General features: G+C 69.4%; 10 protein-coding genes. 4 read left to right on the forward strand and 6 right to left on the reverse strand.

The window, feature by feature from the left end:
• Positions 1-3405: 3405 nt before the first annotated feature.
• The 6 genes from rsmG to rpmH are packed head-to-tail and all read right to left on the reverse strand — an operon-like array spanning position 3406 to position 6556.
• Positions 3406-4053 carry a 16S rRNA (guanine(527)-N(7))-methyltransferase RsmG gene (gene rsmG, locus N8N77_RS09515; protein WP_261166531.1) on the reverse strand — a complete coding sequence of 216 codons (648 nt, stop codon included), beginning with the start codon at positions 4051-4053 and terminating at the stop codon, positions 3406-3408.
• A gap of 23 nt (positions 4054-4076) precedes the next feature.
• A complete protein-coding gene (locus N8N77_RS09520) occupies positions 4077-4571 on the reverse strand; it encodes a R3H domain-containing nucleic acid-binding protein (protein ID WP_261166533.1) in 495 nt (164 codons plus the stop codon).
• A 17-nt stretch (positions 4572-4588) separates the two neighbouring features.
• Positions 4589-5671, reverse strand: a complete 1083-nt coding sequence (gene yidC / locus N8N77_RS09525) for a membrane protein insertase YidC (RefSeq protein ID WP_261166535.1) — start codon at positions 5669-5671, stop codon at positions 4589-4591.
• Between the two features lie 3 nt (positions 5672-5674).
• Positions 5675-6025 (reverse strand): membrane protein insertion efficiency factor YidD, encoded by a 351-nt coding sequence (yidD, locus tag N8N77_RS09530; RefSeq protein ID WP_261166537.1) that lies wholly within the window; start codon positions 6023-6025, stop codon positions 5675-5677.
• Complete coding sequence (gene rnpA, locus N8N77_RS09535; RefSeq protein WP_261166539.1) at positions 6022-6387, reverse strand: ribonuclease P protein component; 366 nt, start codon at positions 6385-6387, stop codon at positions 6022-6024. Before rnpA ends, yidD begins: the two co-directional genes overlap by 4 nt.
• A 31-nt stretch (positions 6388-6418) precedes the next feature.
• Positions 6419-6556 (reverse strand): 50S ribosomal protein L34, encoded by a 138-nt coding sequence (gene rpmH, locus N8N77_RS09540; RefSeq protein ID WP_058724833.1) that lies wholly within the window; start codon positions 6554-6556, stop codon positions 6419-6421.
• Positions 6557-6858: 302 nt separating this feature from the next.
• Here rpmH and dnaA point away from each other — a divergent pair, with 302 nt between their 5' ends.
• The 4 genes from dnaA to N8N77_RS09560 all read left to right on the forward strand — a co-directional run bounded on the left by dnaA (position 6859) and on the right by N8N77_RS09560 (position 11648).
• Complete coding sequence (dnaA, locus tag N8N77_RS09545; protein WP_261166541.1) at positions 6859-8262, forward strand: chromosomal replication initiator protein DnaA; 1404 nt, start codon at positions 6859-6861, stop codon at positions 8260-8262.
• A 459-nt stretch (positions 8263-8721) separates the two neighbouring features.
• Entirely contained in the window at positions 8722-9864 is a 1143-nt protein-coding gene (gene dnaN / locus N8N77_RS09550; RefSeq protein ID WP_261166542.1) for a DNA polymerase III subunit beta, read from the forward strand.
• A gap of 112 nt (positions 9865-9976) precedes the next feature.
• Positions 9977-11161 (forward strand): DNA replication/repair protein RecF, encoded by a 1185-nt coding sequence (gene recF / locus N8N77_RS09555; RefSeq protein WP_261166543.1) that lies wholly within the window; start codon positions 9977-9979, stop codon positions 11159-11161.
• Positions 11154-11648 (forward strand): DUF721 domain-containing protein, encoded by a 495-nt coding sequence (locus N8N77_RS09560; protein ID WP_261166544.1) that lies wholly within the window; start codon positions 11154-11156, stop codon positions 11646-11648. Before recF ends, N8N77_RS09560 begins: the two co-directional genes overlap by 8 nt.
• Positions 11649-11784: the final 136 nt, after the last annotated feature.

Here is an 11784-nt window from a genome sequence, read left to right on the forward strand (position 1 = left end):
ACCAGGGATACCGGCCCGGACGCCGGCCGTGGAATCCTCGTCGCCGCGCAAGATCAAGGTGAGTGCTCGCCCGGTGGAGAGCGGCGCAGGTAGCGCTGCACGACTCGCCTGCGCGGGAGTTTCACGCCCCGTCCGTGGCCGGGGGGCGTGGGAGCTCGGCTCGACCGGCACTAGGGAGCCGACGGGTACCGTCGTCTCACCCCACAGGGTGATTGAAGCCTCGTCGGCGTTCCTACCCTCGGCCCTCCAGTGCCGAGCGCGCCGTAGAGTTCGCGAGCTGCCGCCCGTCGCCCGTGGCGCCTCCGCCGCGCACCCGCAGTGGACGGAGCCGTTTCACGTGAAACACTGGCGCGAAGCCCCTCCGTGTCGCCCGCATTCATGCGCACGGCTCGCTGTTCCCCCGCACTGAAGCATGACGCGCACGCGGCCGCCATTTTCGGGGTTCCCGGGAGCCCCGCCGCGACGCACCGCGACATGAGCATGCGCGGCACGCGCGCGGAGGTCGTACGACCCGCGCGCCACGCCCGTGCGTGATGATTTCCGAGTCCCGCTGCGCTGCCCGCAGCGGCAGGCGGAACCCCGCCGCGATCCACGGCGGCGGCGCTGGCGCCGGCCGCCTTCTTGATACGAATCGCCGACCCACGGCACCAGAGTCCTGCTCCCGCTCGAAAGTCCCGGTAGCGACGGAGGCCCCGGCTGGCGCCGCCCCGCGTATTCGCGCGAGAGCACGCGACGGTGCCGGTGTTTCACGTGAAACATCCGTCCGTCCGGACGCTACCGCGTCGAGGAAGGGCATTACCCGTTCCCTCGATTCTCAGTGAGGAACGATCATCCCCTGAGGGACACACCCCGGACGGCCTACTCGGCACGACGCGGTTGTGGCATCCGCGCGGCCCGTCGCGCCCGCCCACTTAAGAGTGACGCTTGTACCGACACCCGCGCACGGTCCCTCCATCCGACCGGGGCATCTCACGCGAGCTGACAGCCGATGGTGCAAGGAGCCAGCCCGCCCTCGCCGCGCTGCCGATGCCTGCCGCCACGATGTCCGGCGAAAGCGAGCCACTCGCGGGACCCGGGCTGGGACTGACGGCCATTGGTCGGGAGTTCGCGCCCATCGGCGGAGACAGTGACGCCCACGAACGCAACACCACACCTCCGGAGCAGCATCCACACATTCGACGCATCGGGCTTGGCCCGTTCGTCGAGGTGCGGGACGCCGCCCGCCCCGCACGCAGAACCCACCTCAACGAGCGTGAGGAGAAGATCAGGCGGACGGGTGCTGGGGGAGTGCCGCCACCGCGGCCCCGCGACCCGGTGAGCACCCGCGCTACGCCGACGCACCACCCGCCCCCAGCGCCGGTCGGCTGCCCGCGCAGGAGCCGGTACTCGCCAACGGATTGCAACGAACGCCCCCGGTTCGGGAGCGGCACGCCCGCGAAATCCGGCCGCGTCGGGGGAGCAGGGTGCCGACACACAGCGCCCCGACAGGAGTAGGGGCGCCGTGCCGGACGCCCGCCCGGCGCCGATCGCTCCTCTCCTCATGACCCCTCAAGAACTTCACCGGCCACGTATGTTTCACGTGAAACGTTGGATCTCGCCAGCGGGCGGTCGACGAGGACGCTGCCGACTCATTCGGCCGGCGGCTTCGATCGGTCGCCGTGGAGGCAGCCGTCATGGATTTTGCACCGGCTCTACGCCCCGAGCGGGCCGCATTCGGTAACGGAGGCCATACCGGGGCGGTGGGAGCCGACCTGGCAGGACTGCTCGGCGAAGCGGGCGGCGCTCCTTTGCGCGGCGCGCCCGTCCCACCCCGTGCCAGACGGGGCCCGCATCTGAAGGGGTTGTCACTCCCAACGCATGTTAGGGCCGTCGGTTGCGCGCCAGTTCATCGGACGCGAGCACCGTCGCGGGTCGAGCCCTGGACCAGGAGACGCGGCTACTGCGCCCGCGGCGGCGGCGGCCAATCGCCGTGCCGCGATGCACATGGCCGTCGGCGTCGACGTCTTCCGATGCCGACGCATTCGCCCCACGCATCAGGGTCGACGTACCAACCACCCCTCAGGCACACCACCCGCGCCTCACAACTCACGCTTCCCGCTGTCGCCGCACGCCTCGGCCAGTTCCCCGGGGCACCGTCGGTTGCGCTGCGGCATTCATCGGACCCGGGCGCCATCGCGGGTCAAGCCGGATAAGGTAACGCGACCGCAGCGCCGCACCGGCGGTGGTCAATCGCCGTGCCGCGACGCGCATGGCCGTTGCGGTCCGTGCCTTCCGATGCTGGCGCCTCGCCACGGCTCGCCCCCCACTCACCGATTACCCCTCGCGCATCACGTCCACGCAGGCCGATCCGCGGTTCACGCTTCGCGCTGTCGCCCACGCCTCGCGAGAGAGCGGGTCGCGGCCCGGCGAGGAACCCCAAGGGCCGGCGAGGACTACACGGACCAGTTCTCGGCTCGAAACGGCGGCACGGCCGTCGCCAAGCAGCGCTCAGATCGCGCGGGCATGCCGAATCACGCGGATCAACGGTGCTCTCCACGGGGAAGCCGCCGGGACGTCGACCGGGCGCCACGGCCCCCGACGAGTGCCTGGAGTCCCTTGCGCACACATCGGGAGCCGCGAACCTCGTCGCCACCCGGCGCGCTACAAGGATTCGCCCGCGAAGGATGGCGATAGCCACCCCTTCCACGGCATCCGGTCCTGTCGCACCGCTCGCGCCGCACCACCGCCATCGCCCACCGCACAAACGCTCACCGCACACCGCACACCGGGCCGGTCGTTTCACGTGAAACATGACCCCGAAGTATCGGCGCTCGCGATCCCGCCGCTCTGCGAAGGGTCGGCACACGACATCCAGTCGACACCGCGCACCCGGGAGCACGATGAGCCGCGTCGCACGCGAACGCCCGTGCCCACCCGCTCTCGGATCCGCCGGGAGGTTTCACGTGAAACATCGAGGTGGCCGCGAGGCACCGAGTGGTGCAGACAGGGGGTAGCCCCCAGCGGTCACAAGCGCGTGCGGACGCCCAGCGACAGAACGCTCAGCGTCGCCGACAGCGAGGCGACGCAGCCCACGCCCCGTTCACGTGAAACGACGGCGGAGCCCGGCCTCTCGGGAGCGCGGTGCACCCCGGCACAGTGACGAGGGGTCGATCGCCGGATGGCCGACCCCGCGTCCTGGAACGCTCGGGCGGGTCGCTTGAGCTCGCCTCCGCGCACACGACCCCGCCTGCCTAGCCGCTCGGCACGACGGCTGACGCCAGCACGAGGCTCCCGCCCCTTCCACCACCCGCGCCACACGACAGGGCGTCGGCGAAGAAGCTAGCCGATCGAACCGGCGTAGGCCGCGTGCGGGCGTCGGAGCCCGCCCGCCCAGGCGCGACCTGCGTTCGCACCTCGCGACTGGCGTCAGGCGCGAACGCGAGCCCGCACGACTCGTGTCTCCTCGTCGAGCACGCCCTCGCCGAGCACCTCGACGCGCACATCGGTGAGCCCGAACTTGCGGATCTGCTTGGACGCGGCTTCGATCTCGTTCTCGGCGTTGCGTCCCTTGAGCAGAATCAGCTCGCCGCCGTCGCGGACCAGGGGAGCGGTCCACGGGATGAGCGTCCGCAGCGCGGAGACCGCGCGCGCCGTCACCGCATCGAGCAGGCCCTCGACGCCGGCCTCTTCGGCACGGGCCCGGTGCACGGTGACGTTCGTCAGGCCCAGCGCCTCGACCTGTTCCTCGAGCCAGGCGACGCGACGCTCCATAGGTTCGATGAGCTCCCAGGTCACGTCCGGACGGGCGATCGCGAGCACGATTCCCGGCAGCCCCGCGCCCGATCCGACGTCGCCGACACGCCCACCGGCCGGGAACAGCGGGGCCGCGATCGCGCAGTTCAACAGGTGCCGGGTCCACAGCCGCGGCAACTCCTGCGGGCCGATCAGGCCGCGCTCCTCGCCATGCTCGACGAGGGCGACCGCAAAGGAGCGGGCGAGATCGATGCGATCGCCGAACAGCGCAGCCGCAGACTCCGGCTCCACCTCCACGGCCGGAACGGCGGACTCCGTCATGCCGAACCCCCTTCTCGAGCGGCTCAGCGGCGGCGGATCACGGTGTGCCGGTCCGCGCCCTCGCCGTACGACTCCGACACGAGGCCCCGCGCCGCAACCACGTCGTGCACGAGCTTGCGCTCGTACGACGACATCGCCGGCAGCGACGCCTGCGACGCGCCCTCGTCGAGCTTCGCGACGGCGGCGTCGACGAGGCGCTCGAGCTGACGCTGCCGCGTCTCGCGCGACCCGCCGATGTCGAGGATCAGACGCGAGAACCGGCCGGTCTCGCTCTGCACCGCCAACCGCGTCAGCTCCTGCATCGCCTGCACCGTGTCGGGGTCGGCAAGCCGCCGCAGCGACGCGTCGTCCGACTCGACGGACACGTAGGCCCGGCCCTGCCGCACGTCCAGCGTCAGGTCGCCGTCGATGTCGGCGATGTCGAGCAGGCCCTCGATGAAGTCCGCGGCGATGTCGCCCTCGCGCTCGAGCTCGGCCTCGGTCGGCTCGTCGGCGCTCGACAGGGGAGTGGTGTTCATCGTGTTCCTCTTGCCGTTCAGGAATCGGATCCGGTCGACGCCGCGGGGCCGGGGTCGGTCTGACCGTTACCCGTCTTGCCCTGCTTCTGCGCCTGCTTCTTCGCGCGCTGCTTGCCCATAGGCTGCTGCCGCTTGGCGCGCTGCTGGCGCTCCAGCTCCGCCTGGCGCAGCAGCTCCTCCTGCTCGCGCTGGTACTCCTCCATCGAGACGACCTTGCCCTGCGAGTTCAGCGCCTTGCCCTTGCGCGCCAGTCGCTCCTCACGGGCCTTCGCCGCCTCCGACCCGGGCGTCGGCATGGAACGGATGACGAGGAACTGCTGACCCATGGTCCAAAGGTTGTTGAAGAACCAGTAGGTCACGACACCGAGCGGGAACGCGACGCCCGAGAAGATCATCGCGAACGGGATGATGTACAGCATGATGCGCTGCATCTGGTACGCCTGACCGGTCTTGGCCTCCGGCGACAGGTTCTTCGAGACGATCTGCAGCTGCGTGAAGAACTGCGTGGCGATCATCAGGGCGACGAGCACGACCAGCAGGACGATGGCCGGCACCGACACCGGCGACGCGTTGAAGTGGTCGATCAGCGTCATGTGCAGCGGCGCCACATCGAACAGCGAAGCGTCGTTGAACTCGTGCACCCGCTCCGGCGTGAACAACCACGCGTTCCGACCCGAGCTGTCGTTGGCCGCCCACGTCTTGATGTCGAAGAGCGTCCAGTACAGCGAGAAGAAGATCGGCATCTGGATGAGGATCGGCAGGCAGCCGCCCACCGGGGAGGTGCCGTGCCTCTTGTACAGGTCCATCGTCTCGCGGCTCATCGCCTCGCGAGAGAGCTGGTCCCGCTTGCCGCGGTACTTCTCCTGGATCTTGCGCAACTCCGGCGCGATCTCCATCATCTTCCGCTGGCTCTTGATCTGCCGGATCGTGAGCGGGAAGATGCACAGTCGCACGATGACGACCACTCCGAGGATCGACAGCACCCACGTCAGGCCGCCCGCGGAGTTCATGCCGAGCGTCGTGAACAGCCAGTGCCACCCGACGAGGATCGCCTCGATCACCCAGCGGATGGGGAACAGGAGGGTTCCGAAGAAGTCCACGGATCAGTCCTTTCGGCGCGGCACCACGAAGCCGCGGGGGGTCAGGTCGTAGCGGAAGTTCGAGCGGGGCGGCACGTCATCGACGCCGCCGGCGGCCCAGGGATGGCAGCGAGCGATGCGCGCGAGGGCCATCCCCGATCCTCTCACGAGGCCGTACTGCTGCACGGCGCCGACCGCGTAGGCGGAGCACGAGGGGAAGTACCGGCACACGTCGCCGTAGAGCTTGGAGATCGTGGCCCGGTACGCGATGAGCAGAGCCACACCGGCATTGCGGGGCACGAGCGGAAGGGCGCGCACGGCGTCGCCCGGCGCGAGGCGCGCGGTGCCGAAGGAGCTGGCCGGCAGCACGCTCACCGCGTCGGTCCTTGCCCGGCCGGCATCAGTGCCGCCCGCCGCTCCAGGCAACGCCCCACCTCGGCGCGCAGTTCCGCGAAGGTCGCGTGCGCAGACGAGGGGAGGGCGCGGATGACCACATCCGCGCCCTCCCGCACGTCGGGTAACGCCTCTGCACACGCGGCCTTCAGGCGTCGCCGCACGGTGTTGCGCACAACGGCGCCGCCCACGGCCTTGGTGATGATGAACCCGAAGCGCGCCGGACGCGCCTCTTCCGTCAGCACCACGTGCGTCACGATGTGCGCGCCCGCGCACCGCGCCCCCCGCCGGGAGACCGAGCGATAGTCGATCCCGCGGGTCAGGCGATTGGGCCGCGCGAGCACGTCGGACTGCCGTGACGCCGAGCCGTCGGTCTTACGCCGAGAGCTCGGTGCGGCCCTTGGCGCGGCGGGCGGCGAGGATGGCGCGGCCGGCGCGCGTACGCATGCGGGCGCGGAAACCGTGCTTCTTGGCGCGACGACGGTTGTTGGGCTGGAACGTGCGCTTGCTCATGGAAAATCACTCCGGAGGATGCGTCACCGGATTTCCGGGGACAGTCGGATCAGGGCCCTCGAAAGGGCATAAGTCAACCGACATAGGCTACGCCGCACGCCACGCCCGGCGCAAATGGCCCGGCAACCTGACAGTATCTCCACAGTCGCGGAGTTCCCCGGGCAGGACACGCACGAGGGTTTGCCGACACCCCCTCGTCCTGATTAGCCTGTGGAGAGTTATCCACAGGACGAGGCTACGTCCGGCGCACCCGAAGCGCCCGCGGCAAGATCGTCCTCACGCGAAGATCCACAAGGGGAGACATGTCGACGCAGGAGGTGCCGGACGTTCCGGTGTGGGCCGCCGTGCTGACCCAGCTCGAGACGGACGACCGGATCACCGCGCCGATGTGGGGCTTCCTGCACTTGGCCGTCCCCCAGGGGGTCATGGGCGGCACCGTGTACGTCGAGGTGCCGAACGACCTCACCGCCGCACAGATCAACAAGCGCATGCGCGCACCGATCATGGACGCCCTTGCCGCGGTCGGCGGCGACGTGCACACCTTCCGCGTGGTGGTGAACCCCGATATCGGCGACCAGCCGTATGTGCCCGAGCCGGTTCCCATCGCGGTCGAGGCGGCGCAGCGGCCGATCGCCGAGAATCCCACCGAGAGCAGCGTCGTCTCGAGCGCGGCCCGTGGCGAGACACGCCTGAACCCGCGCTACACCTTCGACAACTTCGTCATCGGCCAGTCCAACCGCTTCGCACATGCCGCCGCCGTCGCCGTGGCCGAGGCGCCGGCGAAGGCGTACAACCCGCTCTTCATCTACGGCGACTCCGGCCTCGGCAAGACGCACCTCCTGCACGCCATCGGCGACTACGCGCTGAACCTCTATAACGGGGTGCGCGTGCGGTACGTCTCGAGCGAGGAGTTCACGAACGACTTCATCAACTCGATCGCCAACAACCGCGGCGCGGCCTTCAATGCGCGCTACCGCGAGGTCGACATCCTGCTCATCGACGACATCCAGTTCCTGCAGGGACGGGCGGAGACGCAGGAGGCGTTCTTCCACACCTTCAACACGCTGCACGACCACGACAAGCAGGTGGTGATCACGAGCGATGTCGCTCCGCGCCTGCTGACCGGGTTTGAGGACCGCATGCGCAGCCGCTTCGAGTGGGGCCTCATCACCGACGTCCAGGCGCCCGACCTTGAGACGCGTATCGCGATCCTCCGCAAGAAGGCACAGTCGGAGCGGCTGCTGATCCCCGACGACGTGGTGGAGTACATCGCCAAGAACGTCTCCACCAACATTCGCGAGCTCGAGGGGGCCCTCATCAGAGTGTCGGCCTTCGCAAGCCTCAACCGCTCCGACGTCGATGTGCCCCTGGCGCAGACCGTGCTGCGCGACATCGTGGATCAGGCCGAGGACAACGTCGTCTCGCCGACCGACATCATCACGATGACCGCGGAGTACTTCAAGCTCTCGGTCGACGACTTGTACGGCTCCAGCCGGTCACAGGCCGTGGCGCAGGCACGCCAGATCGCGATGTACCTGTGCCGCGAGCGCACCAACCTCTCCCTGCCGAAGATCGGGCAGCTGTTCGGCGGCCGCGACCACACCACGGTCATCTACGCCTGCCGCAAGATCGCCGACCTCATGAAGGAGCGCCGCTCCATCTACAACCAGGTCAGCGAGATCACCACGCAGCTCAGCCGCCGCTGATCGCGACGCGCGCAACCTCCCGTTCACCGGGTGCACGTCCCGGAATGCGACGTATTCCTGAACTCGTCCTTGACAGTGCGCGTCGGCGACCCCTATAAATCGCTTTCCCCAGTGTGGACAGCCTGTGGATAACTGTTGAGACACGCCCTGCAGCTTGTGAGCGACACGCGGCGGCCATGTGGATCGGGCTGTGGCCGGAGGCTCGTCGCGATCGGATCCACTCACGTCTCATCCGCAGCCGCTCCACATCTCACAGCGATGTAGTTCCCTACGGCCGACAGGCATCCACAGAGTTATCCACATTATCCACAGCAGTGAATACCAAGAAGAGAAATCTCTTCTCCGTGCGCGATCCGATGACCTTCACGGTGGAGAACCGCGCCACACGGCGCTCCCCGGTGGGCACTAGCATGGGATTCCCCACGGATAGGGACCGTGGCGATACGAGGGGATCCACCTGTGAAGTTCCACGTGAACCGTGATGTCTTCAGCGAGGCTGTGTCGTTCGTCGTCAAGCTCCTGCCTCAGCGGAACCCTCAGCCGATCCTCGCCGGCGTGCTCATCGAGGCATCCGAGGACGGGTCGCTCGCCCTCTCGGCCTTCGACTACGAAGCGTCGGCACGCACGACGATCGAGGCGACGATCGACGAGCCCGGCACGATCCTCGTCCACGGTCGCCTGCTCTCCGACATCGCGAGCCGCCTGCCCAACGCGCCCATCGAGATGGTCACGGAGGACGACGGCAACATCGCCCTCACCTGCGGCTCGGCCCGCTTCGCCCTCGCGGCGATGCCCGTGGAGGAATACCCCGCGATCCCCGAGGTCTCCGGCGAGTCGGGCCTCGTGCGTGCCGAGGACTTCGGCACCGCGATCTCGCAGGTCGCCTTCGCCGCTTCCCGCGACGATGTCACCCCCGTCCTCACCGGTGTGCAGCTCGAGGTGTCGGGCACCCAGCTGAGCCTCGTCGCGACCGACCGGTACCGCGTCGCGCTCAGCGACATCGAATGGGACGGCAGCCAGGACGACGCCCACGCGCTCGTCCCGGCGCGAACCCTGCAGGAGGTCGGCAAGACGTTCTCGCACGGCGGCGAGATCTCGATCGCGTTCAGCGGGTCGGGCGATCGCGAGATCATCGCGTTCACGTCGGGGAACAAGACCGTGACGTCACTGCTCATCAAGGGCAACTTCCCGCCGGTGCGGCGGCTGTTCCCCGAGCAGACCGACCACTACGCCGTGGTGAACACCGCCGAGCTCGCCGAGGCCGTGCGCCGTGTGTCGCTCGTGCTCGATCGCTCGGCGCCGCTGCGGTTCACGTTCACGACATCGGCCGTGACGATGGACGCCTCGGGCGGCGACCAGGCCCGCGCGTCCGAGTCGGTCGATGCGCACCTGCACGGAGAGGACGTGACGCTGGGGCTCAACCCGCAGTACCTCCTCGAGGCGCTCGGCGCGGTGAAGAGCGAATTCGCCCGCATCACGTTCACCTCCAGCGAGAACGCGAACAAGCTCAGCCCCGTGCTCATCACCAGCCAGACCTCGGTGGATCAGGCGGGCAGCGACTCGTTCAAGTATCTGCTGCAGCCCAACCTGCTGCTGCGCTGATGTTCCGCGGGCGCTGATTCGATCGGCGCGGGTGGGGGCCGACCGCAGAGCTCGCCCCCAGAGGAACGGCCGGCTCGATCCGTCTGTCAGCCCCGAAAGCTAGGGTTTCCGAGTGATCGTCGAGCACCTGAGCCTGAAGGACTTCCGCAACTATGCGGAGGCCGAGCTCGAGCTCCAGGCCGGCCCCAATGTGCTCGTCGGACGCAACGGGCAGGGCAAGACGAACCTCGCCGAGGCAGTCGCCTATCTGGCCACGCTCGGATCGCATCGCGTCTCGGCCGATGCCCCGCTGGTGCGGGAGGGCCACGACGCGGCCTTCGTCCGCGCCCGCCTGCGCCATGGCGAGCGGCGCATCGTGCTCGAGCTGCAGATCAACAAGCAGGGATCGAACCGGGCGCGCATCGGCGGCTCTCCCTCCCGCCCGGCGGAGCTGCCGCGGTACGCGCAGGTCGTGCTGTTCGCCCCCGAGGATCTGCAGATCGTGCGGGGGAACCCGGCCGAGCGTCGCCGCTTCGCCGACCAGCTGCTCGTGCAGCGCACCCCTCGCATGGCGGGAGTGCTCGCCGACTACGACCGCACCCTGCGCCAGCGCACCACGCTGCTGAAGTCGGCCCGGGCCCGCGGCATGATGGCATCGCAGTTGACGACGCTCGACGTGTGGGACGACAAGCTCGTCGCGCTCGGATCCGAGATCATCGACGCGCGCATGCGCCTGGCGCAGGACCTTTCCGGTCCCGTCGCGGCGGCGTACGAGGGTGTGGCCGGGGCGGATCATCGGCCGGAGTTGTCGTGGACGCTCACCATCCATGGGGCGGATCCCGAGGACGGCGACGACGCCGACGGTGGCGGAGAGGGCGAGACCGCCGCCCAGTTCCGCGCAGCGCTGGAGGCGAAGCGCGCCGTGGAGCTGGAACGCGGGCTGACGCTGGTCGGCCCGCACCGCGATGACCTCCTGCTGCGGTTGCGCGGCCTTCCTGTGAAGGGCTACGCCTCGCACGGCGAGAGCTGGTCGGCGGCCCTCGCGCTGCGATTGGCCTCCGCAGAGCTCCTGCGTGCCGAGTCGCCCGGCGGCGACCCGATCCTCATCCTCGACGATGTCTTCGCCGAGCTCGATGCCGACCGTCGTCGGCGACTCGCCGACGTCGTCGCGGGATACGAGCAGGTCATCGTCACGGCCGCGGTGGCCGCCGACGTTCCCGAGCCGCTCAGGGCGAACGCCGTGCGGATCGAACACGGCCGCATCCTCGGCCCGCTCGCGGACCACCCCCTCACCCCCGCGGAGGATCACGATGAGTGAGCCCACGCCGGAGGTTCCCGAGACGCTGGCCACCTACCTGCGCCTGCGCGGACTCGAACCGTCGAAGTACGCACGGCGCCGGCGCCGGCGCCGGCCCGCGGCGGACGACGAGAACCAGCCGTTCACGCCGGGACGAGACCCGAAGCCGATCGGCGACGCGCTCGACCTCCTCTCCAAGCAGCACGGCTGGTCGGGGCAGCTGGCGCGCGAGGACCTCGTGCGGCGGTGGGAGGAGGTGGCCGGCGCCGAGACGGCGCAGCATTCCAGCCCGACGTCGCTCATCGACGGCACCCTGACGATCCAGTGCGATTCCACGGCGTGGGCGAAGAACCTGCAGTTCATGCGCTCGCACATCCTCACCCAGATCGCCACGCGGTTCCCCGACGCCGCCGTCGAGCACGTGCGCTTCGTCGGCCCGGATGCCCCCACGTGGAAGTGGGGCCCGCGCACGGTGCCCGGCCGGGGCCCGCGCGACACATACGGGTGAGGCCCGGGCGACGAGTCGTCAGCGACCTCGCCGTGATCGGCGCGATATGCCCTGAGGCCGCAGGAGCGCGCGTCAGACCCCCGCCCACGATCGGCGCCCTGGTCCCGGTCCCGTTATGCCGTCTGCGGGCCGGTCT

The organism is Microbacterium sp. Marseille-Q6965 (genome assembly GCF_946151065.1).
Classification (GTDB): Bacteria; Actinomycetota; Actinomycetes; order Actinomycetales; family Microbacteriaceae; genus Microbacterium.

Bases quoted from the DNA above. Each gene is read 5' to 3' on its own strand.
- rsmG (WP_261166531.1), bottom strand. From the start codon at position 4,053: ATGACGGAGTCCGCCGTTCCGGCCGTGGAGGTGGAGCCGGAGTCTGCG.
- N8N77_RS09520 (WP_261166533.1), bottom strand. From the start codon at position 4,571: ATGAACACCACTCCCCTGTCGAGCGCCGACGAGCCGACCGAGGCCGAG.
- rpmH (WP_058724833.1), bottom strand. From the start codon at position 6,556: ATGAGCAAGCGCACGTTCCAGCCCAACAACCGTCGTCGCGCCAAGAAG.
- dnaA (WP_261166541.1), top strand. From the start codon at position 6,859: ATGTCGACGCAGGAGGTGCCGGACGTTCCGGTGTGGGCCGCCGTGCTG.
- N8N77_RS09560 (WP_261166544.1), top strand. From the start codon at position 11,154: ATGAGTGAGCCCACGCCGGAGGTTCCCGAGACGCTGGCCACCTACCTG.